Source organism: Novosphingobium sp. BL-S-20, from assembly GCF_055521635.1.
Genome location: NZ_CM145494.1, coordinates 106,313 through 129,717, shown reverse-complemented (window position 1 = coordinate 129,717; position 23,405 = coordinate 106,313). Strand labels below are relative to the sequence as shown.

23 protein-coding genes are annotated in these 23,405 nt (G+C 66.3%); 11 read left to right on the top strand and 12 right to left on the bottom strand.

What is annotated here, in order from left to right:
* Positions 1 to 78 precede the first annotated feature (78 nt).
* From ACZ1II_RS08315 to ACZ1II_RS08295, 5 genes are all read right to left on the bottom strand, one after another.
* Positions 79 to 1,326 carry a murein hydrolase activator EnvC family protein gene (locus tag ACZ1II_RS08315; protein ID WP_465146000.1) on the bottom strand — a complete coding sequence of 416 codons (1,248 nt, stop codon included), beginning with the start codon at positions 1,324 to 1,326 and terminating at the stop codon, positions 79 to 81.
* A 240-nt stretch (positions 1,327 to 1,566) separates the two neighbouring features.
* Complete coding sequence (locus ACZ1II_RS08310) at positions 1,567 to 1,992, bottom strand: 23S rRNA (pseudouridine(1915)-N(3))-methyltransferase RlmH (protein ID WP_465145999.1); 426 nt, start codon at positions 1,990 to 1,992, stop codon at positions 1,567 to 1,569.
* A gap of 136 nt (positions 1,993 to 2,128) precedes the next feature.
* Positions 2,129 to 2,527 carry a ribosome silencing factor gene (rsfS, locus tag ACZ1II_RS08305; protein ID WP_465145998.1) on the bottom strand — a complete coding sequence of 133 codons (399 nt, stop codon included), beginning with the start codon at positions 2,525 to 2,527 and terminating at the stop codon, positions 2,129 to 2,131.
* A 114-nt stretch (positions 2,528 to 2,641) separates the two neighbouring features.
* Positions 2,642 to 3,334 carry a nicotinate-nucleotide adenylyltransferase gene (locus tag ACZ1II_RS08300; RefSeq protein ID WP_465147262.1) on the bottom strand — a complete coding sequence of 231 codons (693 nt, stop codon included), beginning with the start codon at positions 3,332 to 3,334 and terminating at the stop codon, positions 2,642 to 2,644.
* 59 nt (positions 3,335 to 3,393) lie between these two features.
* On the bottom strand, positions 3,394 to 4,695 hold the full coding sequence (locus ACZ1II_RS08295; RefSeq protein WP_465145997.1) for a glutamate-5-semialdehyde dehydrogenase: 1,302 nt from the start codon (positions 4,693 to 4,695) through the stop codon (positions 3,394 to 3,396).
* A 312-nt stretch (positions 4,696 to 5,007) separates the two neighbouring features.
* Between ACZ1II_RS08295 and ACZ1II_RS08290 the strand changes: the two genes are divergently transcribed.
* Together ACZ1II_RS08290 and ACZ1II_RS08285 are read left to right on the top strand one after the other, a co-directional pair.
* Positions 5,008 to 6,150 carry a M23 family metallopeptidase gene (locus ACZ1II_RS08290; RefSeq protein ID WP_465145996.1) on the top strand — a complete coding sequence of 381 codons (1,143 nt, stop codon included), beginning with the start codon at positions 5,008 to 5,010 and terminating at the stop codon, positions 6,148 to 6,150.
* Positions 6,151 to 6,154: 4 nt separating this feature from the next.
* Positions 6,155 to 6,580, top strand: a complete 426-nt coding sequence (locus ACZ1II_RS08285; RefSeq protein ID WP_465147261.1) for a bactofilin family protein — start codon at positions 6,155 to 6,157, stop codon at positions 6,578 to 6,580.
* 99 nt (positions 6,581 to 6,679) lie between these two features.
* On the opposite strand, the gene ACZ1II_RS08280 is transcribed toward ACZ1II_RS08285, so the two are convergent.
* Positions 6,680 to 7,396: a DUF1013 domain-containing protein gene (locus ACZ1II_RS08280; RefSeq protein WP_465145995.1), complete on the bottom strand. Its 717-nt coding sequence runs from the start codon at positions 7,394 to 7,396 to the stop codon at positions 6,680 to 6,682.
* 154 nt (positions 7,397 to 7,550) lie between these two features.
* Positions 7,551 to 8,552, bottom strand: coding sequence for an NAD(P)H-quinone oxidoreductase (locus tag ACZ1II_RS08275; RefSeq protein ID WP_465145994.1), 1,002 nt, complete (start codon positions 8,550 to 8,552; stop codon positions 7,551 to 7,553).
* Between the two features lie 89 nt (positions 8,553 to 8,641).
* On the opposite strand from ACZ1II_RS08275, the gene ACZ1II_RS08270 reads away from it, so the two are divergent.
* The 5 genes from ACZ1II_RS08270 (at position 8,642) to ACZ1II_RS08250 (ending at position 14,740) form a co-directional block, all read left to right on the top strand.
* Positions 8,642 to 8,872: a DUF1192 domain-containing protein gene (locus ACZ1II_RS08270; RefSeq protein WP_465145993.1), complete on the top strand. Its 231-nt coding sequence runs from the start codon at positions 8,642 to 8,644 to the stop codon at positions 8,870 to 8,872.
* 163 nt (positions 8,873 to 9,035) lie between these two features.
* Positions 9,036 to 11,405, top strand: coding sequence for an ATP-dependent Clp protease ATP-binding subunit ClpA (gene clpA, locus ACZ1II_RS08265; RefSeq protein WP_465145992.1), 2,370 nt, complete (start codon positions 9,036 to 9,038; stop codon positions 11,403 to 11,405).
* Positions 11,406 to 11,570: 165 nt separating this feature from the next.
* Positions 11,571 to 12,575, top strand: a complete 1,005-nt coding sequence (locus ACZ1II_RS08260; protein ID WP_465145991.1) for a ligase-associated DNA damage response exonuclease — start codon at positions 11,571 to 11,573, stop codon at positions 12,573 to 12,575.
* 99 nt (positions 12,576 to 12,674) lie between these two features.
* Complete coding sequence (locus ACZ1II_RS08255; protein ID WP_465147260.1) at positions 12,675 to 14,267, top strand: cisplatin damage response ATP-dependent DNA ligase; 1,593 nt, start codon at positions 12,675 to 12,677, stop codon at positions 14,265 to 14,267.
* 77 nt (positions 14,268 to 14,344) lie between these two features.
* Entirely contained in the window at positions 14,345 to 14,740 is a 396-nt protein-coding gene (locus ACZ1II_RS08250; RefSeq protein ID WP_465145990.1) for a group II truncated hemoglobin, read from the top strand.
* Here the strand turns inward: ACZ1II_RS08250 and ACZ1II_RS08245 are convergent, their stop codons facing one another.
* From ACZ1II_RS08245 to ACZ1II_RS08225, 5 genes are all read right to left on the bottom strand, one after another.
* Positions 14,741 to 15,031, bottom strand: a complete 291-nt coding sequence (locus ACZ1II_RS08245) for a DUF167 domain-containing protein (RefSeq protein WP_465145989.1) — start codon at positions 15,029 to 15,031, stop codon at positions 14,741 to 14,743.
* Complete coding sequence (locus ACZ1II_RS08240; protein WP_465145988.1) at positions 15,031 to 15,594, bottom strand: gamma carbonic anhydrase family protein; 564 nt, start codon at positions 15,592 to 15,594, stop codon at positions 15,031 to 15,033. The genes ACZ1II_RS08245 and ACZ1II_RS08240 overlap by 1 nt, the downstream gene beginning before the upstream one ends.
* 26 nt (positions 15,595 to 15,620) lie before the next feature.
* Positions 15,621 to 16,196 carry a GNAT family N-acetyltransferase gene (locus ACZ1II_RS08235; protein WP_465145987.1) on the bottom strand — a complete coding sequence of 192 codons (576 nt, stop codon included), beginning with the start codon at positions 16,194 to 16,196 and terminating at the stop codon, positions 15,621 to 15,623.
* 4 nt (positions 16,197 to 16,200) lie between these two features.
* Positions 16,201 to 17,196: a porphobilinogen synthase gene (gene hemB / locus ACZ1II_RS08230; RefSeq protein WP_465145986.1), complete on the bottom strand. Its 996-nt coding sequence runs from the start codon at positions 17,194 to 17,196 to the stop codon at positions 16,201 to 16,203.
* 246 nt (positions 17,197 to 17,442) lie between these two features.
* The gene (locus ACZ1II_RS08225; RefSeq protein ID WP_465145985.1) at positions 17,443 to 19,032 is read right to left on the bottom strand and encodes a peptidoglycan DD-metalloendopeptidase family protein; all 1,590 of its coding nucleotides are present in this window, start codon (positions 19,030 to 19,032) and stop codon (positions 17,443 to 17,445) included.
* A 197-nt stretch (positions 19,033 to 19,229) separates the two neighbouring features.
* Between ACZ1II_RS08225 and ACZ1II_RS08220 the strand changes: the two genes are divergently transcribed.
* From ACZ1II_RS08220 to ACZ1II_RS08205, 4 genes are all read left to right on the top strand, one after another.
* The gene (locus ACZ1II_RS08220; protein ID WP_465145984.1) at positions 19,230 to 21,815 is read left to right on the top strand and encodes a helicase-related protein; all 2,586 of its coding nucleotides are present in this window, start codon (positions 19,230 to 19,232) and stop codon (positions 21,813 to 21,815) included.
* Positions 21,816 to 21,836: 21 nt separating this feature from the next.
* Positions 21,837 to 22,133 (top strand): RNA-binding S4 domain-containing protein, encoded by a 297-nt coding sequence (locus ACZ1II_RS08215; protein ID WP_465145983.1) that lies wholly within the window; start codon positions 21,837 to 21,839, stop codon positions 22,131 to 22,133.
* A 15-nt stretch (positions 22,134 to 22,148) separates the two neighbouring features.
* Positions 22,149 to 22,487: a ferredoxin FdxA gene (gene fdxA / locus ACZ1II_RS08210; protein WP_021234860.1), complete on the top strand. Its 339-nt coding sequence runs from the start codon at positions 22,149 to 22,151 to the stop codon at positions 22,485 to 22,487.
* 338 nt (positions 22,488 to 22,825) lie between these two features.
* Positions 22,826 to 23,359 (top strand): CarD family transcriptional regulator, encoded by a 534-nt coding sequence (locus ACZ1II_RS08205; protein WP_021234861.1) that lies wholly within the window; start codon positions 22,826 to 22,828, stop codon positions 23,357 to 23,359.
* The last annotated feature ends 46 nt before the right edge of the window (positions 23,360 to 23,405 follow it).

The window sequence follows — 23,405 nt, the reverse complement described above, 5'->3', positions numbered from 1 at the left end:
AATTGCCAAGAACGCAGAGATTCCGTCGCGGTTATAGGATCGGTGATGAACGGGGCGGGAATGAAGCGGCGGCGATCCCTACAGCGAACGGATATATTGTAGAGGATTCACCGCCTCGCCCTGCCGCCGCAGTTCCACCATGATGCGGGGATCGCCCGGCCCGGTCGTGCCGATCGGCGCTCCGGCCACGACCTGCCTGCCGACCTCGACGTCGAGCCGGGTCAGCCCCGTCACTAGCGAGGTCCAGCCGCCCTTGTGCTCGATGATGACGATCCGGCCATAGCCCCGGTAGGGACCGGCGAAGGCGATCCGGCCTGCCGCCGGGGCCACCACTTGCGCGCTCGCCCGCGTCGCCAGCGACAGCCCGCGCGACGGCGCCTGTCCGGGCAGGACTTCGCCGAAGCCCGTGACCAGACGGCCGGTGACGGGCAGCATGTAGCTGGCCAGCCCTTCGGGAACCGGCACGAATTGCGAGGCCTCGATCACCCGCGTCTCTTCCGGGCGCGGCGGGCGCATCGTCGGCCCCGGCAGCGCTGCCAGCCGTTCGCGCAGGGCGCCCTGCTCGCCCATCCGGTCGACCAGATCGCCGAGGTCGCGCGCCTTTTCCGCCAGCGCCAGCGCGCGTTCGCCCTCGCGCGCGGCAATGCCGCTGGCCTCGCGCCCGGCAAGGCGCTGGCGCGATTCGAGGATCGCCAGCGCCTTGCGCCGCTCGCGCATCTCGCCTTCCATCTCGGTCAGCTGGTGCCCGGAGGCCACGGCCTGCTGCTCCAGCGCGCGGCCCCGCTCGATCTCGGCACGCAGACCGCGGGTGCGGCGTTCGACCTGCGGCATCATCGTATCGAGCAAGGCCCGCAAATAGACCGCATCGCGCACCGAACCCGGCCGCAGCACAGCCAGCAAGGGCGGGCGGCGCGACAGACGTTGAAGAGAGCCGGTGAGGCGGGCCAGGGGCGCCTGCTTCTCCGCCAGCCGTTCGCGCAGTTCCACGCGCTCCAGGCCGATGAGCCGGACTTGCGCACGCTGTGCGGCGATCGCGGCCTCGGTCTCCTGGATGCGCGCGGCGACGGCAGCGGTTTCGCGCGCGGTCCTTTCGGCCTGTTCGGTGACGTTGCGCGCCTTGGCTTCCAGCTTCTCGGCGCGGCGGCGGGCCGCGTCGCTCTCGCGCCGGGAGGCGATCATGTCGCGCTGCGCCTCAGTGGCATCTACCGCCGGATCGAGGATCGCCAGCGCCCCGGCCTGAGTCAGCCCCTGCCCCGCCAACGCGACGAAGCCCACCGCGAGCGCGGCGGTGGCGGCTATCAGGGCATTGCGGGATGCAGGCTTCACGCCGGGATGATTAGGACAGCGTGAGTCCGGCGGGAAGAGGAAAGCGCACTGTTCGGAAACATAGCTGGGTCAAGAGGACCATCCGACACCGCACAGCAAAACCACGTCATCCTGAACTCGTTTCAGGATCCATTTCTGACCATCAGCGGCGGCTTGTTCGGCAAGATGGATCCTGAAACAAGTTCAGGATGACGGGTGAGAGACCACAAAGGTCGTGCCCCAATCCATCCCGCCCCTCACTCACCCCGAACGATGATACGGATGCCCTGCCAGAATCGCCGTCGCGCGCCAGAGCTGTTCGGCCAGCATCGCGCGCGCCATCAGGTGCGGCCAGGTCATCTTGCCGAAGCAGAGCAAGTGGTCGGCCCGCGCACGGGCCTCGTCGCCGTGGCCGTCGGCGGCGCCGATCAGGAAACGGCACTCGCGCACGCCCTCGTCGCGCCAGCGACCGAGCAGGGCAGCGAATTCCTCGGAACTCATCGCCTTGCCGCGCTCGTCGAGCAGCACTTCGCGAAACGGAGTCTGCACCGGCGGCGGCACTTTGCCGCCCACGTCCGGCAGTTCGCTATGCCGGAACGGCCAGGTCAGGCGCTTGGCATAGCGATCGAGCAGCTCCCCCTCGGGCGAGCGCGCGATCTTGCCGCGGGCGATGATGTGAAGAAGCATGGGAAAAGCGCGGGTTCACGGCGCGAAAAGCACGGGAATTTCGGGCGCAGCTTCAACGCCGCGCCGCGATATCCGTTCGGAGCCCGGCTGCGCAGGCAGCCGGGTAGTCCTCTCTTTTCCGCCTTCCGGGCGCGGCTCAGGCCGCGCCGGACGGTCCGTCGAAGCCCCACATCCTCTCGAGGTTGTAGAAGCTGCGCACTTCCGGACGGAAGAGGTGGACGATCACGCCGCCTGCATCCACCAGCACCCAGTCGGCTGCGGGAAGCCCTTCGATACGGGCATGGCCGAAGCCGCCGTGCTTGAGGCGTTCGCCGAGTTTCTGGGCCATCGCCGCCACCTGGCGGGTCGAGCGGCCGGAAGCGATCACCATGAATTCGGCGATCGTCGATTTGCCGGCGAGGTCGATGGTCACGATGTCCTGCGCCTGGTCATCATCCAGGGACTGCAGGACGAGCGCCAATTGCGGGTCGTCGGACTCCACCGTGGCGAGGGGCGTTGCGCCGGTTTCGGCCGGCTGTATCTGTGCCTGTGGCATCTTAAGTAGGGTCTGCTCCTTTCAGCGACCGACACAGCCAGGCTTGAAAAGCCTTGCCGCGCGCGATCTGATCGTTGGATTTCCGGGCATGCGAACGAGAGGCTGGCAGCCTGCTCACGCACAATCTCCGGGTATCGGGCGGTGGGTGACGTTATCTCTCAGCGATCCGGAATCCCGGTATTCGACACGTTCCGAGCCAGCCTGCGAAAGCCTGTTCATCAGCTTCCGGGCCCACTCCGGATCGGCCTGGCGTATCGCCGTGGCCGACCGCGTATCGGGGTCGAATCGCAATGTCACCAGCGCGGGTGCGCTCCACCTTTCCGGACCACGAAGACTGGGACGGGGCCTCCGGAACCTCCCCAACCAGACCATCGCGGGGCTCGCGAGGGCAGCACCATCATACCCCGGACGGGCGATTACCGCAATCGGCATGAGTCGGGCGATGTCGCGCCACGCTTTCCACTGGTGGAACTGGGCCAGATTGTCCGCCCCCATGAGCCAGACGAAGCGCCGTTTCGGATAGCGCCGGACCAGCTTCTTGAGCGTGTCCACGGTATAGCGCGTGCCCAGTTCGCGCTCGATCGCGGTGACGCGGATCGGCGCCCGGCGGGCCTGCCGCCGCGCCGAAAGCACCCGCGCGGCAAGCGGCGCCATTCCGGTTTTCGGCTTCAGCGGATTGCCCGGCGAGACCAGCCACCAGACCTCGTCGAGTCCCAGCGCCTCGGCCGCGAAGAGACTGATGCGCCGGTGCCCGCCATGGGCCGGATTGAAGCTACCGCCGAGCAGGCCGACGATCGGCCCGGTAATCGGATCGGGGCGATTCGCGCCGATCTTGCCAGGGGGATTCTTGCTCGGAAGAATCGCGCTCAGGGTCGTTCCTGCCCGGTGCCGCGCACCAGCCACTTGTAGGTCGTCAGCCCTTCGAGCGCGACCGGGCCGCGCGCGTGGAGGCGGCCAGTGGCAATGCCGATCTCCGCCCCGAGGCCGAATTCGCCGCCGTCGGCGAACTGGCTGGAGGCATTGACCATGACGATCGCGCTGTCCACTTCGGCCAGGAAGCGCTCCGCCGCAGCCGGATCGGCAGCGACGATGGCGTCGGTGTGGTGCGAGGAATGCGCCGCGACATGGTCCATCGCCGCATCCAGACCATCGACAACCGCTACCGAGAGCACCGCGTCGAGATATTCGGTATCCCAGTCCTCATCCCCGGCAGGCAGGACGCGCGGGTCGAGCGCACGCGCTCGCGCATCGCCGCGCAGTTCGCAGCCCGCATCGGCCAGCGCCTTCACCACCTCCGCCGAGGCCGGGAACTGGGTGTCGAGCAGCAAGGTCTCCATCGACCCGCAGATGCCGGTGCGACGCAGCTTGGCGTTGAGCGCGATGCCGCGCGCCATCTCCGGGTCCGCCGAGGCGTGGACGTAAGTGTGGCAGATGCCGTCGAGGTGGGCGAGCACCGGCACGCGGGCATCGGCCTGAACGCGGGCGACGAGGCTCTTGCCGCCGCGCGGCACGATCATGTCGATCAGGCCCGCCGCCGTCAGCATCGCGCCGACCACCGCGCGGTCCTGCGTCGGCACCAGCTGGACCGCCGCGCCGGGAACGCCTGCCTGTTCGAGGCCGGACACCATAGCCGCCAGGATCGCCCGGTTGGAATGGAGCGCCTCGCTGCCGCCGCGCAGCAGCACCGCATTGCCCGAGCGCAGGCAGAGCGCCGCCGCATCGGCGGTGACGTTCGGACGGCTCTCGTAGATGATGCCGATCAGCCCGATCGGAATGCGCACGCGCGAGAGCTTGAGGCCGTTGGGCCGCTCGCTTTCGGAAATCACTTCGCCGACCGGGTCGGGCAGGCCCGCGACCTGCTCCACCGCATCGGCGATCCCGGCCAGACGCGCGGAATCGAGCCGGAGACGGTCGAGCATCGCCCCAGTCAGCCCCTTGGCCTCGCCCGCCGTGACATCCTGCGCATTGGCGGCGAGGATCGCTGGTTCCGCCACCCGCAGCGCGGCGGCGGCGGCGCGCAGCGCCTCCGCCTTCTGCGCATCGCTCAGGCGGGCCAATACGCGCTGGGCAGCGCGGCCATCGGCGGCCAGACGGGCGACGAGCGCTTCGGGAGTCTCGGTGAGAGTCTCTGCGGAAGCCTCTGCGACAGGGGTGGTCTGCACGGTCATGGATTCGGCCTAGCACCCTTGCACGGCACTGTCACCGATCACCGCCGGGCGTAGTGCGCGGTTTTGAACGCAGTCGCCAAGCCACTTGAAAACCGTGTTTTTTCGGCGAATTACCCGAAACGGGAGATGAACGGCTCAGCCGACAATCGGCACAAGTTCCTCGGTTCATCGTATACAAGGTTCGACTCAGCCGGATTCCGCAGGGAGGCACGGCCAGTCGATTCGCCTTGACGCAAGCCTCCTGCTAGCTCGCCAGTCCGGGTCAGGCCAACGCATTATTTGCGGGCCTATGGAAATTTACGCGGGGTCGTTTTGAAACTCACATCTGCCGGGACGCTCAGCAAGCGTCTCAAGGCGGCGTTCCCGGATCGCGAGTTCATCATGCGATCTCACGGGCAGGTCCGCTTTATCCGCATTTCGTCGCGCATGCAGAAGGCCGCTGCAGGCGTCGCCGTGTCGCTGCTCGGCGCCTGGTGCGTATCGATGGGCGCGATGGCCGTCTCGCAGTTTTCCGCGACCAGCGAACAGGCCGCACTCGCCAGCCGCGAGGCCCGCGTGGCCGACGCCGCCGGGCAGGTCCGCCGCTACCGCGAGAATCTCGACGATACCGTCGCCAATCTCGCCCGTCGCCAGCAGTTCATAGAGAAAGTCTTCGACGCCCATATCGGCGAACTGCCCGAGGAGGCCCAGAACGGCGCCCCCGCCGCTGCCGACGCCCAGACCGCCGCACCCGAATCCAAGAAGATCAGCGCCCTCCTGCCCGAAGCGGACAAGCTCGCGCGGATCGAAGCCGACCAGAGCGCCTTCGTCGAACGCCTGACCCGCTACGCCGACCACCGCGCCGCCCAGGCCTCCGACGCCATTCGCAAGCTTGGCCTGAACCCCGGCCCGATGCTGGCCCGCGCCCGCTCCAAGGTCGCCGAAGGTGGTCCGCTCGAAAGCCTCGCCACCGCTGCCGACGGTTCGCTGGACCCCAGCTTCAAGCGCCTCGGCCTCAGCCTTGCCCGCATGGACGCGCTGGAAAGCGGCCTCGCCTCGATCCCGCAGGTCCAGCCCGCGCACGTCGCCTATGTTTCATCGAGCTACGGCTATCGCTCCGACCCCTTCACCGGGGGCGCCGCGTTCCATGCCGGTCTCGACTTCCCCGGCCCGATGGGCTCGCCGATCTACGCAGCCGCCAAGGGCAAGGTCACGTTCGTGGGCCAGCGCCAGGGCTATGGCAATTGCATCGAGATCAGCCATGGCAATGGCCTGATGACCCGCTACGGCCACCTGTCCGGATTCGGCGTTCGCGTCGGTCAGGACGTGGACGGGGGCACCCGCATCGCCGCGATGGGCAGCACCGGCCGCTCCACCGGCCCGCACCTCCACTTCGAAGTGCGCGTCAACAATCGCCCGATGAATCCGCGCCCCTTCCTCGAGGCCGCCCGCAATGTTCAGCAAGAAGCCCGATAACACCATGGTCAAGAACTTCTCCAGCCACCGCACCGGCCCGACCTCGGGCTTCTCGATGCTCGGCAACGACATCACGCTCACCGGCAATGTCGAAGCCTCGGCCGATCTCCACATCGACGGCCGCGTCATCGGCGACATCACCTGCAAGGCCCTGGTTCAGGGCGAGGACAGCGAGATCGCCGGGGGAATCTCCGCCGAATCGGTTCGAATCGCCGGAATCGTGCGCGGCACGATCGCCGCCCGCGAAGTGGTGATCCTCAAGAGCGCGCAGATCATCGGCGACGTCGCCTACGACGCGCTGACCATCGAGCAGGGCGCGCGCCTCGAAGGCCGCCTCAGCCCCAACGGCGGCCAGATGCCCCCGGCCCTCGCCCGCCTGCCCCACGCGGGTTCGGCCAGCGAGGCGGAAGTCGTCATCGCCGCCGAGTAAGCCAGCCCCGGCTTCCAGCAAAAAGGCCCGCGACAGTCACCTGTCGCGGGCCTTTTTGTGTTCGGTCAAGCTGCCCCGGAGAGGCTGCCGGAAGAGCGATTACTCGCCCTTTTCCCCGGCGGCTTCGGCGGCCTCTGCGGCGCGCTTGGCTTCGAGCCAGGCGGCGACTTCGGCTTCCTGCGCAGCTTCGCTGGCCGCGCGCGAGGCGGCCTCACGCTCGGCGCGCAGTTCGTCGATCAGCGCCTGACGGTCGTCGGTCAGACGTTCGTCGTTCTGGCCTTCGTCCTGGATACCGGCCTTCTTGGCGGCCTTGAAGACGATGAAGTCCAGCTCACGCTGCGAGCACAGGCCCAGCGTGACCGGGTCCTTCGGCGTGATGTTGGCGATGTTCCAGTGCGAACGGTCGCGGATCGCGGCGATCGTGTTGCGGGTCGTGCCGATCAGCTTGCCGATCTGCGCGTCCGACACCTCGGGGTGGTTGCGCAGTATCCAGGCGATGCCGTCGGGCTTGTCCTGACGCTTCGAGACCGGCGTGTAGCGCGGGCCCTTGGTGCGGTTGGAAGTGACCGGAACCTTGTGCATGCGGAGCTTGTACTCCGGGTTTGCCTGGCCCTTCTCGATCTCTTCCATGGTCAGTTCGCCCGAACGCACGGGATCGCGTCCGGTATACTTGCTGGATGCCAGATCGTCGGCCATCGCCTGCACTTCGAGCATGTGCAGGCCGCAGAACTCTGCGATCTGCTCGAAGGTCAACGCGGTGCTGTCGACCAGCCACGAGGCGGTCGCGTGCGGCATCAGCGGAGTGGGCTGGCTCATGTCTCTATCTCCGGCGGAAACAATAAGGGCCGCCCCTTCGCGGAGCGGCCGTACAGAGCCGATTTAGGGAAACTTTGTCCATTCGGCAAGCAAAAGCCTTGCTTTCGGCAACTCTGTTCTACGCAGCGCCGCCACGATTCGACCTGAACGCGGCTCAGACTTCCAGAACGATCTTGCCGACATGGTCGCCCGCTTCCATCCGGGCATGGGCGGCGGCGGCCTCTGCCAGCGGGAATCGCGCGTCCATGACCGGGCGCAGCACGCCGTCCTCGAACAGCGGCCAGGCGTTGGCGCGAATCTCCTGGGCCAAGAGCGCCTTGAACGAATCCGTGCGCGGCCGGAGAGTCGATCCGGTCAGGGTGTAGCGCCGGGTCATGACCACCGCCATGTTCACTTCCGCCTTCACCCCGCCCTGCACGGCGATGGTGACATGGCGGCCGTCCGGCGCCAGGCACTTGAGATTGCGCATGACATAGTCGCCCGCGATCATGTCCAGCACGAGATCGACGCCCCGGCCTTCGGTGATCCGCGCCACTTCCGCCACGAAGTCGCTCGCCCGGTAGTCGATCGCATGATCGGCGCCGATCTCCAGCGCGCGAGCGCACTTTTCGGGCGAGCCGCAGGTAACGATCACGGTCAGGCCAAACTGGCGGCAGAGCATCGTCGCCATCGTGCCGATGCCGCTGGTGCCGCCATGAATCAGAATGGTCTCCCCTTCCCGCGCCCAGCCCCGTTCGAACACGTTGTGCCAGACGGTGAAGAGCGTTTCCGGCAGCGCCGCCGCCTCGTCCAAGGGTAGCGATTCGGGCACCGGCAGGCAGGCGCCAACTTTGGCGAGGCAATATTCCGCATAACCGCCACCGGCCACCAGCGCACAGACGTTCTGCCCCGGCTCCAGTTCGGTAACGCCTTCACCCAACGCCACGACCTGCCCGGAAATCTCCAATCCCGGCAGCGGCGAGGCACCAGGCGGCGGCGGGTATTTTCCCTGCCTTTGCACCACGTCAGGCCGGTTGACCCCGGCGAAGGCCACTTTCACCAGCACCTCACCCGGCCCCGGCGCGGGAACCGGCACGATGACGGGCTGGAGAACCTCGGGACCGCCGGGCGCATCGAAGCCGATCGCAGTCATGACCTTGGGTGAGTTAGCTAACATACCTATCCTGTTGCCACAGTCCCACTTTGAAGTGGAACATATTTTCTGGCCATTGACAGGGCCAAAGTACAGTCCGATGCTGCATTGCAATGGACGAGGACGATCGACCGCGGCGGCGGTCAGCCGAAGGAGACTTCGGAGCTGCCAGCCTTCTCGCCAGCGAAAGCCTGGATCGCTTTTCGCTGGACGAACTCGATGCACGCGTCGCGCTTCTCGAATCTGAAATCGAACGGATCAAGGCGCACCGCCAGAAGGCCTCGGCGCATATGCTTGCGGCTGAGGCGCTGTTCAGGCCCCCATTAAGGCCGGATCAATCATGATCGGCGCCATTCTGAACCCAACCCTTTCACACCACCCTCGCAACCCTCCGGAGCGTCCCTATATATGAAATGAACCCCAGCCCTCCCAACACTCATCCGCCCAGACTCTGGCTAGGCCAGCTTCGGGCAAGGAGAGTCCCCCTTCCAGATGAAAGTTTTCTAGATGCCAAGTTTCGCGCAAAGCCTGGAAAAGACACTGCACTCGGCCCTGTCGCACGCTTCCGAGCGCAGCCACGAGTATGCCACGCTGGAGCACCTGCTGCTCGCCCTGATCGACGATCCGGATGCGGCACAGGTCATGCAGGCATGCGGCGTGGAGCTTGGCGACCTCGGTGACGTGGTCCGTCAGTATCTCGACCAGGAATACCAGTCGCTCAAGACCGAGGAAAAGGGCGATCCCGCCCCCACCGCCGGCTTCCAGCGCGTGATCCAGCGCGCCATTCTCCACGTCCAGTCCTCGGGCAAGGACACCGTCACCGGCGCCAACGTGCTGGTCGCGCTGTTCTCCGAGCGGGATTCCTACGCCGTCTACTTCCTGCAGCAGCAGGACATGAGCCGCCTCGACGCCGTCAGCTACATCAGCCACGGCATCGGCAAGGGCGGCAAGCGCGTGGAGGACAAGAGCGCCAAGGGTGCCGAGGAACACGCCCCCACGCCCGAGGAAAAGGCGGAGGCCAAGAATGCCAGCAAGAAGGATTCGGCGCTCGACCAGTTCACCGTCAATCTCAACGAGAAGGCGCTGAACGGCAAGGTCGACCCGCTGATCGGTCGCGGCCCCGAAGTGGACCGCACGATCCAGATTCTCTGCCGCCGTTCGAAGAACAACCCGCTCTACGTGGGCGATCCCGGCGTCGGCAAGACCGCCATCGCCGAAGGTCTCGCCCGCAAGATCGTCGAGGGCGAAGTGCCCGAAGTGCTGGCCGAAGCGGTGATCTACTCGCTCGACATGGGCAGCCTGCTGGCCGGCACCCGCTATCGCGGCGACTTCGAGGAACGGTTGAAGCAGGTCGTCTCCGAACTGGAGAAGATGCCGCACGCAATCCTCTTCATCGACGAGATTCACACTGTAATCGGCGCCGGCGCCACCAGCGGCGGCGCGATGGATGCCTCGAACCTGCTGAAGCCCGCGCTGTCGGGCGGCACGATCCGCTGCATCGGCTCGACCACCTACAAGGAGTTCCGCAACCACTTCGAGAAGGACCGCGCCCTGCTGCGCCGGTTCCAGAAGATCGACGTGAACGAACCCACGGTGGAAGACACCATCAAGATCCTGAGGGGCCTGCGCTCGGCCTTCGAGGAACACCACAAGGTCAAGTACACGCCGGACGCGATCAAGACCGCGGTCGAGCTTTCGGCCCGCTATATCAATGACCGCAAGCTACCCGACAAGGCGATCGACGTGATCGACGAAGTGGGCGCGATGCAGATGCTGGTGCCCCCCAGCCGCCGCAAGAAGACGATCACCGCGCGCGAGATCGAGCAGGTGATCGCGACGATGGCGCGCATCCCGCCCAAGTCGGTCAGCTCGGACGACAAGAAGGCGCTCGAAAACCTCGAACGCGATCTGAAGCGCGTGGTCTTCGGTCAGGACAAGGCCATCGGCGTCCTCTCCACCGCGATGAAGCTCAGCCGCGCGGGCCTGCGCGATCCGGACAAACCGATTGGCTCGTTCCTGTTCTCCGGCCCCACCGGCGTCGGCAAGACCGAAGTCGCCCGCCAGCTCGCCTCGATCATGGGCATCGAGCTGAAGCGCTTCGACATGTCGGAATACATGGAGCGTCACTCGGTCAGCCGCCTGATCGGCGCGCCTCCGGGCTATGTCGGCTTCGACCAGGGCGGTCTGCTGACCGACGCGATCGACCAGAATCCGCACTGCGTGCTGCTGCTGGACGAAATCGAGAAGGCCCACCCCGACCTGTTCAACATCCTGCTCCAGGTGATGGACAACGGCCGCCTGACCGACCACCACGGCAAGACCGTGGACTTCCGCAACGTGGTCCTGATCATGACCACCAATGCGGGCGCGTCCGACATGGCCCGCCAGGGCATCGGCTTCGGCGACACGTCCAAGGCGGATGCCGGGGACGAAGCGGTGAAGCAGATGTTCACGCCGGAATTTCGCAACCGTCTCGATGCCATCGTGCCCTTCGCCTACCTCGCCAAGGACACGATCAGCCGGGTGGTGGACAAGTTCATCCTCCAGCTGGAACTCCAGCTGGCCGACCAGAACGTCCACATCCAGTTCGACTCCGACGCGCGCACCTGGCTGGGCGATCGCGGCTACGACAAGCTCTACGGTGCGCGCCCGATGGGCCGCGTGATCCAGGAGAAGGTCAAGCAGCCGCTGGCCGAGGAACTGCTGTTCGGCAAGTTGAACCATGGCGGCGAAGTCCATGTCTCGGTGAAGGACGACGGTCTGAACTTCGAACTGACTCCCGCCGCGCCGAAGGTGGTCAAGGGCAAGAAGGCTCCGGCTGCCAAGAAGTCGGCTAAAAAGCCGGGTCCGCAGTCCGAGGCCAACGCCGACGACTGAGGCCATAATCTTCCTGCCTCAGGGGGCTTCGACAGGCTCAGCCTGAGCGGGAGGAGATGACAGAGAATTGGACCTTCAGTCCGCTCAGGCTGAGCTTGTCGAAGCCCAGGCGCAAAGTACGAAAATGGGGTGGGAACCACGCGGTTCCTGCCCCATTTTTCATCCATGGCCCGCGATTTCTCCTGGATCAGACCCGAACCCTGGGGAATTCATGTCGTCCCCGCCGACTGCTGGATCGATCCTTCCCGCCCCGTAGGCCGCGCATTGGTGACTCACGGCCATGCCGACCACGCCCGCGGCGGCCATGGCGAGACCGTAGCGACGCCGGAAACGCTGGCGATCATGAAGCTGCGCTATGCCACCTCCGAAGGCGCGGTGCCGGTCGCCTATAACGAGACCCTGACTCTGCGCGGCGGCGTCTCTGCCACTTTCGTTCCTGCCGGGCACGTCCTCGGCTCCGCGCAAATCCTGCTGGAACATGCGGGCGAGCGGATCGTCGTCACCGGCGACTTCAAGCGCCGCGCAGATCCCACCTGCCCGCCCTTCGAAGTGACGCCCTGCGATGTCCTCATCACCGAGGCGACCTTCGGACTCCCGGTTTTCCGACACCCGCCGGTCGAGCACGAGATCGCCAAGCTGCTCGCCGCTCTTGCCCCCAATCCGGAGCGCTGCGTGCTGGTGGGCGCCTATGCGCTCGGCAAGGCCCAGCGCCTGATCGCGGAACTGCGCCGCGCGGGTCATCATGACCCGATCTACCTCCACGGTGCGATGGAGCGCATGTGCCGGCTCTACGAGGACCTCGGCGTCGATCTTGGCGATCTGCGCCTCGTAAGCGACACTCCGAAGGCGGACCTTGCAGGAAGGGTGGTCATCGCGCCGCCCTCGACCCTCAACGACCGCTGGAGCCGCCGCCTGCCCGATCCGGTCACGGCCATGGCCTCGGGCTGGATGCGCGTGCGCCAGCGCGCGCGGCAGCGCATGGTCGAACTGCCGCTGGTGATCTCCGACCATGCGGATTGGGACGAGCTGACTCAAACGGTGATCGATGTGAATCCGGCCGAGACCTGGATCACCCACGGCCGCGAGGAAGCGATGCTGCGCTGGTGCGAATTGAATCAGCGCAAAGCACGGGCGCTGGCGCTGGTGGGATACGAAGACGAAGATGACTAGCCCCCCTCCCCCGAAATGCGCGCACCACGGATCGGCAAGCGCAAGGTCGACATTCCGAGGGTCTGGGGGATCATCCTCCAGGACTTTCCTTTTGCTCTAATGGAACGCTTCGCCGCCCTCATCGACGCGCTGGTCTACACCCGCAGCCGCAATGCCAAGCTCAAGCTCCTGGCCGACTACTTGCGCGAGACTCCCGATCCGGATCGCGGATGGGCCTTGGCCGCGCTGACCGACGGCCTCGACTTCCCCGCCGTGAAGAGTTCGACGATCCGCAACCTGATGGGCGAGCGGATCGACCCGATCCTCTGGACACTGAGCCGCGACTATGTGGGCGATTCGGCGGAGACCGCCAGCCTGCTCTGGCCCGGCCCGGATTCTCCACCCGAATCACCCACCGTCAGCGAAGCGGTGGACGCCCTTGCCCGCATGACTCGCGCCAATGTCATGACCGAACTGCCGCACCTGCTCGACCGTCTCGATGCGGAGGGCCGCTATGCCCTGCTCAAGCTGGCGACGGGCGCCATGCGGATTGGCATTTCCGCCCGCCTCGCCAAGACCGCCTTCGCGCAGGCCTTCGAGGTCCCGGTAGAGGACGTGGAGGAGCACTGGCACGGCCAGCAGCCGCCCTACCTCGCGCTGTTCGACTGGGCCGCACACGGCGCGGCGGCGCCCTCTTCCGAAGACCTGCCGCTGTTCCGCCCCTTCATGCTCGCCCATCCGCTGGAGGACGCGCAGCTCGACCTTGCCGACTATGCCGCCGAGTGGAAGTGGGACGGCATTCGCGTACAGGTGGTCCGCGTCGCCGGGAACACGCGGGTCTATTCGCGCTCGGGCGACGACATTTCCGGCACTTTCCCCGAGATCGCCGCCGCGCTTCAGGTGAATGCGGTGCTCGATGGCGAACTCTTGGTGCGCGGTGTTCACCAGGGCGGCGAGGAAGGCGGCGCGGCCAGCTTCAATGCGCTTCAGCAGAGGCTCGGCCGCAAGCTGGTATCGAAGAAGATGCTGGCCGAATACCCTGCCTTCGTCCGCCTTTACGATGCGCTGATCGTCGAGGGCGAGGACTTGCGCCCCCTCCCCTGGCGCGAGCGACGGGCGAGGCTGGAGGCGCTCGTCGCCCGCCTCGATCCCGAGCATTTCGACCTGAGCACAGTGATCGCGGCCAGCGATTTCGCGCAGCTCGCCGCGATCCGCGAGGGTGCGCGGGACAATGCCATCGAAGGCGTGATGCTAAAGCGCCGCGACAGCCCCTATGTCGCTGGGCGCAAGACCGGCCTCTGGTACAAGTGGAAGCGTGATCCGCTGCTGATCGACTGCGTGCTGATGTATGCCCAGCGCGGCAGCGGCAAGCGCTCCTCGTTCTATTCCGACTACACTTTCGGCTGCTGGGACGGCGATCCCGATTCCGGCGCCGAACTTCTCCCGGTCGGCAAGGCCTATTTCGGCTTCACCGACGAGGAGCTGAAATGGCTCGACCGCTATGTCCGCAATCACACGGTCAACCGCTTCGGCCCGGTGCGCGAGACGGATAAGTCGCTGGTGCTGGAAGTCGCCTTCGATTCGGTCCACCTGAGCAAACGGCACAAGTCCGGCCTCGCCATGCGCTTTCCGCGCATCCACCGTATCCGCATGGACAAGCCCGCGCACGAGGCCGACCGGATCGAAACACTCAAAGCCATGGTTCGGGATTGACCGCGATCAAGTTCCACGTGGAACAGAGCGGCTAGGAAGAACAGGCTCCCCTTCCCGTGCCTGAAAGAACCCCGAACGTGACCACACAGACCGCAGCCCCCGCTACCCCGCACGACCAACTCGGCGGTGCGCCCACGTTCGCGGCGATCGCCAATCGCTTCTACGATCTGATGGAACAGGACCCGGCTTATGCAGAGCTGCGCGCGATGCATGCCGCGAATCTCGAACCCATGCGCCGCTCGCTGCCGCGCTTTCTGGCGGGTTGGGCGGGCGGCCCGCGTGACTGGTTCGAGGCCAATCCGGGCAAATGCATGATGAGCCTGCACAAGGATTTCGCCATCGACCGCACGACCGCCGCGCAATGGGCCGAAGCCATGGCCCGCGCCATCGCGGATGTCGCGCCCGAACCGGCGCATATCGCCCAGGCCATGATCGACGTGCTGACCCGCATGGCCCGAGGCATGGCCCGCTGATTACGGGCGAGGAAGTTCCACGTGGAACTGTTTCTCTCGCGAAGTGGCCCCGCGCAGCAATTCGACGCGCGAAGGCGCCACGTCGAGGGCTACTGCCAGCAGGTTCCGGACCGCCTCGTTCGCCTTGCCGTCCTCCGGCTTGGCCCTGACCTTCACGGCCAGACGGTCGTCAACGATCTCCAGCGCTTCTACTTTCGCACCGGGCGTCACGCGAACCGTCAGCCTCCCTTCACCATCAATCAAGGCATACATCGCCTCCACCGGCGGCAATGCGATTTTCGGCTTGGCCATCAGTCGGTCAGGCCCAGCGCCTCGGCATGGTGACGTCCGCGTTCAACATAGGCCTCGATTCCGGCCCGGTTTCCAGCCAGCGTCGCCTCGTCGAGATCGCGCAAGTACTTCGCCGGGCGCCCCATCCAGAGCTGCCGCGCGCCGATGCGCTTGCCGGTCAGTTGCGCGCCCGCCGCCAACATGCCGTCGGACTCGATGTGACTACCGTCCATAACGATCGCCCCGAGGCCGACGAAGGCCCGGTCTTCCAGAGTACAGCCATGCACCATGGCCATGTGCCCGATCAGTACGTCCTCACCGATCAGGGTCGGGTAGCCTTCAGGCCGCACGGGCTTGGGGCTGTCGCAATGAATCACGGTGCCGTCCTGCACATTGGTCCGCGCGCCGATAACCACGCGGTTCACATCGGCGCGGATCACGCAGTTGTACCAGATGCTGACGTCCGGCCCGATCTCGACATCGCCGGTGATCCGGCAGCCGGGCGCGATGAAAGCGCTGGAGTGAATCCGCGGCGCCTTGCCGTGAATCGCCGCCACGGTGATGTCGGTTCGGTGCTGACTCATTATCTCTCTCCCGGTCGCGCGCCGGTTCAACGCGGCTGCACGGCCCATTCCTCGCGCGTGATCGAATAGACGATGGTGTGGCGCAGTGGCGGCTCGAAACGCAAGTCGTCGTAATCGAGTTCCTCGCGCCGCCGCATGCCGAGACGGCACATCAGGCCCCAGCTCGGCGCGTTTTCGATCACGGTGATGGCGAAAATTTCCTCCGCACCGAACCGGTCGAATCCGGCATCGAGCGACGCCGTGGCCGCTTCCCGTGCATAGCCCTTGCCATGCGAATCGCTGCGCAGGCGCCAGCCGATCTCGACCGCGCCGAGGAACGAAGCCCCCGGCGCGTCGATTGTCTTGAGACCGCAGAAGCCCAGCATCTCGCCGGAAAGATCGCCGCCATCGGCCTTGCGCTCGGCGATCCAGAAGGTGTGGCCGTAGCTTTCATGAAAGCCCAGCATGCGCGCTTCCGAAGCCGCGAGCCGCTCCGCGTCCATCACGCCGCCCAGCCAGCGCATGACCTCGGGCGTATTGGTAACTTCCGCGAAGCGCACGATGTCGCCCGGCCGCCAGTTGCGCAGCACGAGGCGATCGGTCTCCAGCCTGAAGTCGCTCACGGCGTCACTGTCGGAGCAGGCGCGCGGCGTGGACTGCGTGATAGGTCAACACACCCGAGCAACCCGCGCGCTTGAAGGCCAGCAGGGTCTCCAGCACCATCGCATCGCGGTCCGCCGCCCCTGCCGCCACCGCCGCCTCGATCATCGCGTATTCGCCGGAGACCTGATAAGCGAAGACGGGAACCTCGAAGGTCTCCTTCACCCGGCGCACGATGTCGAGATAGGGCAAGCCCGGCTTCACCATCACGCTGTCGGCGCCTTCGCCGAGGTCCAGTTCGACCTCGCGCAGCGCTTCCTCGGTATTGGCCGGGTCCATCTGGTAGGTCTTCTTGTCGCCCTTGAGCAGCCCGCGCGTGTTCACTGCGTCGCGGAACGGGCCATAGAACGCCGAGGCATACTTGGCGGCATAGCTCATGATCTGGACGTTGACGAAGCCCTCGTCCTCCAGCGCATCGCGGATCGCGCCGATACGGCCGTCCATCATGTCCGACGGAGCGATAATGTCTGCCCCGGCGCGCGCCTGATTCAGCGACTGGCCGACCAGCACTTCGATCGTCTCGTCATTGAGAACGTAGCCGTCCGGCCCTAGCAGCCCGTCCTGGCCATGATTGGTATAGGGGTCGAGCGCCACGTCGGTGAGCAGGCCGATCCGGTCGCCGAGTTCCGCGCGGATGGCACGCAGGGCGCGGCACATCAGGTTGTCGGGATTGAGCGCTTCGGCGCCGTCATCGCTGCGGCGCTCGGGCTGGGTGTCCGGGAACAGGGCGAGGCAGGGAATGCCGAGATCGGCGGCTTCCTTCGCGCGCTCCACCAGCAGGTCCACCGACCAGCGCGAGACGCCGGGCAGCGAGGCGATCGGCTGCTCGACGCACTCGCCCTCGGTCACGAAGACCGGCCAGATGAGGTCGGCGGGGGTGAGCACCGTTTCGCGGTGCATGGCGCGGCTCCAGGCCGTGGCGCGCGCGCGGCGCAGGCGGGTGTGGGGATATGCTCCGGTCATGGCCGGTGTGATTGCCGGAAAAATCCGGCGGGTTCAATGTGACGGACTGTCCAAGGGGTCTCTTTAAGAACCGCTCAGGCTGAGCCTGTCGAAGCCCCCGTCAGCTCTTGGTTCGCCTCCCCACTCCCGTCATCCCCGCGAAGGCGGGAATCCCGCTTCCTTGCGTATTACGAGGGGTCGAGAAAGAAAGCGGGGCCCCACCTTCGCGGGGGCGACGGCGCTTGTTGATCGGGGCGTCGATTCAGATCAGTTGGCTTGCGGGCCCCGCTCGGCCCCCGGCGCCAGTCGGTCGATCTCGCGCCCGGCATCCACCGTAGCCTCGACAGGCGCGGCGATCGTGCCGAGTGCCTCACCCGGCTGCACCCCGAGCATTGCGTTCAGTCTGGCACGGAAGGCGTCCTTCTCCTTGCCGTCGATTTGCGGACGCGCAATGAAGCGCAGCCCCGCCGGGTTAATCGTCTGCCCGCCGCGATAGGCCTCGAAGTGAAGGTGCGGCCCGGTGGAAAGCCCGGTCGAGCCGACATAGCCGATCACCTGCCCCGCCCTGACCCGTGTTCCACGTGAAACGGCAATGCGGCTCATATGGCCATAGCCGGTATCGAGTCCGCCGCCATGGCTGAGGCGCACATAGTTGCCGTGCCCGCCATGCCGCCCGGCGAAATTCACCACGCCGTCCGCCACCGCGTAGATCGGCGAACCGTAACGCGCGCCATAGTCGATCCCCGCATGCATGCGCACGAAACCGAGGATCGGATGGCGGCGCTTGCCGTAGGGCGAGGTCATGTGCCCCGCCACCGGCATGCCGCCCGGCGCGCCCTGCGCCTGAGTCAGCGCCGAGGACGCGATCATCTCGCCCTGCTTGCCCCAGCGCAGCAGCTGGACCCTCGGCTTGCCGCCGTGATCGAGCCCGGCATAGAGCAGGTCGCCCACCTCGCGCTCGCCCTTGGCCGAGCGCTTGTAGGCCACGACGATATCGAACTGGTCCTGCGCGGCAATGTCGCTTTCCAGGCTGAGATACTTGTCGATCGCGCGCAGATAGGACTGGATCGCGCCCACCGGCGCCCCGGCATTGCGCGCCGAACGATAGAGACTGGAGCCGACCGTGCCGCGAATGCGCAGCGGCGTCTCGTCCACGCGGATCGGGTGGCGCACGAGCGCGAGTCCGCCGGGGCCGCGCTCCACCGAAAGATCGAGATCGAAACGCGCGCGGAAATCCATCGAATCGAGCGCACGCGGCGCTCCCGGCGCAGAACGCCGGCCCATGGTGATATCGAAGCGCGTTCCCGAGGCGAGATCGTCCACCGGCACCGCCTGACTCACCAACTGGGTGATCTGCGCCAGATCCGCCCCGCCCACGCCGACGCGCTCCAACATGCGCGCGAAACTGTCGCCCTGCCCCAGATTCGAGACCAGCTGGATCGAAGGCCGATCCGGCACATTGGCAAGCGGACGCACCAGCGGACTCGCGCCCATGTGACGGCCACTGTCGGCCCCGAGCGCAAGCGGCGAGATGGTCTGGCTGCGAAATTCGTCGCGGCTGCGGCTTGCGAGCGGCGTCGCGGCCTCGACCGCCGAGAAGTCCGGCCCCATCGCGAAAGCGGCAACCCCCAGCCCGAGCATCGTCGCAAGGCCGCGGAACCAGCGGCGGCTGCCAATATCGCAGGCGAGGTCCGGCGCGATCTCCACCTCGTGACACCAGCGCTCGATACCGCGCTTCCAGCGGGCCAGTCGCGAAAGCTTCTCGGTAGGCGAGCGGACATCCTCCAGCACCTGGTCGTGCGAAAGCGCCGCGACATGCGCGGTCCCTTCCCCACTCTGCTCCAGCGCCTTGAACAAGATGCCCGTTTCCCACCGTACGAAAGCTGCCGCCCCACGCGGCGCAGGCTCATCCGATCCCGCGGAAAAGCCCGACTTCGAGAGGCCGCTTCTGCCCCTTCAAGGTTAACCTCCCGCTAATTCCGGGGATTTTCACCCTCCTTTCGACGAGCCGAGACTTGCGGGGGGCTGGAGGCGGTGCCACATTCGGCTCCATAATGGTTCACGACCGGCATGCCTCGTCGCGAAAGGACGCCCCCAGCGGGGTGAAGGCGGTGCTCGGTCCCACGAATACCGGCAAGACTCACCTCGCCATAGAGCGTCTTTGCGCCCATTCCAGCGGGGCCATCGGCTTCCCGCTCCGCCTGCTCGCGCGCGAGGTCTACGACCGCGTCTGCAAGATCAAGGGCGAGAAAAGCGTCGCCCTGATCACCGGCGAGGAACGCATCGAGCCGAAGGAAGCGCTCTACCTGCTCTGCACAGTGGAAGCGATGCCCGTCACCGAGCGCAGCCTCGCCTTCGTCGCCATCGACGAAGCCCAGCTCGGCGCCGACCGCGAGCGCGGCCATGTCTTCACCGACCGCCTGCTGCACGCCCGCGGGCGCGAGGAGACAATGATTCTCGGCTCGGCGACGCTGGAGCCGATGGTGAAGTCCCTCGTTCCCAATGTCGAAGTGGTCACGCGGCCGCGCTTCTCCACCCTCAGCCATGCCGGGGCGAAGAAGCTCTCGCGCATACCGCCCCGCAGCGCGATCGTCGCCTTCTCGGCCGAGCAGGTCTACGCCATCGCCGAAATGCTGCGCCGCTTCCGGGGCGGCGCTGCCGTGGTCATGGGCGCGCTCAGCCCGCAGACGCGCAATGCCCAGGTCGCGCTCTATCAGTCGGGCGAAGTGGATTACCTCGTCGCCACCGACGCCATCGGCATGGGCCTCAACCTCGATGTCGAGCATGTCGCCTTCGCCGGACTCTCCAAGTTCGACGGCCAGCGCCACCGCCGACTCACCACCTCGGAAATGGCCCAGATCGCCGGACGCGCCGGGCGCCACCAGAAGGACGGCACTTTCGGCACCCTCACCGGCTCCGGCGGGCACGATTCCGAATTCGAGCCCGACGAAGTCTACGCGATCGAGGAACACCGCTTCCCGCCGCTGACCAAACTGTTCTGGCGCGATCCCGAACCGCGCTTCGACAGCGTGGCCACGCTGATCTCCGACCTCGAAACGCCGCCGGACCGCGACGGCCTCGTCCTCGGCCCGGAGGCAATCGACCTTGCGGTACTCAAGCGCCTTTCCGAAGACGGCACGGTGATGGACAGCCTGCGCGGCCACGCCATGGTGCGCCGCTTCTGGGAAGTCTGCCGCCTGCCCGATTTCCGCCAGCAGGGCGTGGAGACTCATTCGCGCTTCGTCGCCCGGCTCTGGCAGGACCTTCGCCACGGCGAACTCGGCGCCGACTACATGGCGCAGCAGATCGCCCGGCTCGACCTGACCGGCGGCGACATCGACACCCTGCAGGGCCGCATCGCCGCGATCCGCTCCTGGGCCTATATCGCCCAGCGCCCGGACTGGGTGCTGGCCCGCGAGGAAATGGCCGCCCGCGCCCGGGCCGTGGAGGCTCGCCTTTCCGATGCCCTTCATGGCAAACTCACCGAACGATTCATCAACCGCAGGACCGCCGTGCTCATGAAAAAACTCGGCCCCGATGCTGGACTGCTTTCGGTCCGCCTCGAAGACGCGGAAGTCTTGGTGGAAGGCGAGCACATCGGCTCGCTGCACGGCTTCGCCTTCCAGGTCGATCCTGCCGCCCGCCTTTCCGACCGCAAGCTGCTGCTGTCCGCCGCCGAGCGCCACTTGCCCGGTCTGCTCCAGTCGCGCGCCGAAGCCCTGACCGCCGCCGTGCACGAAGGCGCTGCACCGCTCACGCTGGAGAACGGCAAGCTCAGCTGGGACGGCGGCAAGATCGCCGCGCTCTCCCCCGGCCGCTCGCTGCTGGCGCCGGTGCTGGTTCCCGACCGCGTGCTCGATGCGATTCCCGCCCCTGCCCGCAAGGCTCTGGTCGCCGCGCTCGAAGCCTGGCTGGTCACGGCGCTGGAACCGCTCGCCCCGCTGGCGAAGCTGGATGAGGCAAGCCGCGCCGAGGACGCCGGGCCGGACTTGCGCGCCCTGCTCATCACCCTGGTCGAGCGCGGCGGCATGATCGCCCGCGACGGCTCCGGCGTGGACCGGATCGACAAGGCCCGCCGCACGATGCTGGCGAAGCTGGGCGTGCGCGTGGGCGCGCTCGACCTGTTCCTGCCCACCATGCTGCGCCCCGGCCCGATCGCCCTCTGGCGCCAGCTTGCGAAGATCGCGGGCAAGGAGATTCCCGGCGGCGCCCCCGATGCCGCCATGCCGCCGACAATGGGCGCCACGAAGCGCCACAAGGCCCCCGGCTACCGCAATCTCGGCAAGCAGCTCCTCCGTCTCGACATGGCCGAGAAGCTGCTGCGCGAGGCGCACGAGGCGCGCTCCGCCGCCAGCGGCCATGCCAACGGTAACAGGGGCCCCTCGCGCTCGTTCTCGCTCGATCCGGCCCGCGCCGTGTCGATGGGCCTGACCACCGCCAGCTACGCCCGCCTGCTGCGCTTCGGCGGCTTCCAGGCCATGATGCCGCGCTCGCTCCCCGAAGGCGCGCATGGCGCCCCGGCCCCGGTGCGCTGGCGCTGGCGCCCGCCGCAGCGCGAACGCGAAGCAGAAGTGGCACGCCCCGCGCCGAAGCACAGCGACGGCGCTTTCGCCGCACTCGGCGAATTGCTCGGCAGATAGCATGGGAGGAGCAGGACAGGCATGAGGATCGACAAGCTTCTCTGGTTCCTGCGCCTCGTCAAAACGCGGCCCCTCTCCCAGACCATGGCCGAAGAAGGCCATATGCGGCTCAATGGCCGCCGGGTGGAACGGGCGCATCAGAAGGTCGTCATCGGCGATATCCTGACCGTGCCAACAGCTGGAGGCGTCCGGGTGATAGAAATCCTATCCCTTCCCGAGCGCCGCGGACCGGCCCCCGAAGCCCAGTCCTGCTATAGAGTGCTTGACGCGGGGGCAGATGTTCCCATAGCAGCGGCCAACCGAAACGAGGCCTTCTAAGAGGAATACGCAGCCATGACCTATGTCGTCACCGACAATTGCATCCGGTGCAAGTACATGGATTGCGTCGAAGTCTGTCCGGTGGACTGCTTCTACGAGGGCGAGAACATGCTCGTCATCAACCCCAGCGAGTGCATCGATTGCGGCGTCTGCGAACCGGAATGCCCGGCCGAGGCGATCCTGCCCGACACCGAGAGCGGCCTGGAGCAGTGGCTGGAGCTGAACGCCAAGTATTCGGCGGAATGGCCCAACCTCACCACCAAGAAGGACGCGCCGGAAGACGCGGACGCGATGCGCGGCGAAGAAGGCAAGCTAGAAAAATATTTCTCGCCCGAGCCCGGCGAAGGCGACTGATTGCTGCACTGCAACCTCACCTGGGGAACCTGCTTTCCCCAGTGAATGAGGGACTTGGCGGGCCTTTTCGCCCTGCTCCGACAGACCTTGAGGCGAGCGACGGTTAACCGTCCGCTCGCCTCTGGTAATTTTGTCACATCGATGCTATATAATCCAGCAACTGCCCGGGCCTTCTGCCCGTTCGGCAGCATTTGCATTGCGAGGCAGGGTTCGAAAGCAAACGGCTGGGAGAGGTATCTGACCGGGCGGCGAAAGCGCTTTTGCGTTTTCAAGTCGCACCACCCGGTTGTCTCTCACCGTAGGTATGGCAGCGAATCCTGCAGGTGAAAGGACGATACATGGCAACCAGGGCCGATGCCTTCGATGTTGGAGATTACGTCGTTTATCCCAAGCACGGCGTAGGCCGTGTGATCGAGCTCCAGAAGCAGGAAATTGCCGGGATGCAGCTCGACCTCTACGTGCTGCGCTTCGAAAAAGAGCGCATGACTCTTCGCGTTCCCGTGAACAAGGTCGAATCGATCGGCATGCGCAAGCTGTCGTCGGACAAGACCCTGCGCGAAGCGCTCGATACGCTCAAGGGCAAGCCGAAGGTGAAGCGCACCATGTGGTCGCGCCGCGCCCAGGAATACGAAGCGAAAATCAACTCGGGCGACCTCGTGTCGATCGCCGAAGTGACCCGCGACCTGTTCCGCGCCGACGATCAGCCGGAGCAGAGCTACTCCGAACGCCAGATCTTCGAAGCGGCTTCCTCGCGTCTGGCCCGCGAACTCGCGGCCATGGAAAAGACCGACGAACCGGCGGCTCTGAAGAAGATCCTCTCGATCCTCAACGAGTACGCGCCGAAGTACTACGAGAGCGCTGAAGCAGTCTGATAAGACGCAGCGTGATCTCGCACGCAAGGGGGCCGCTTCCACACCG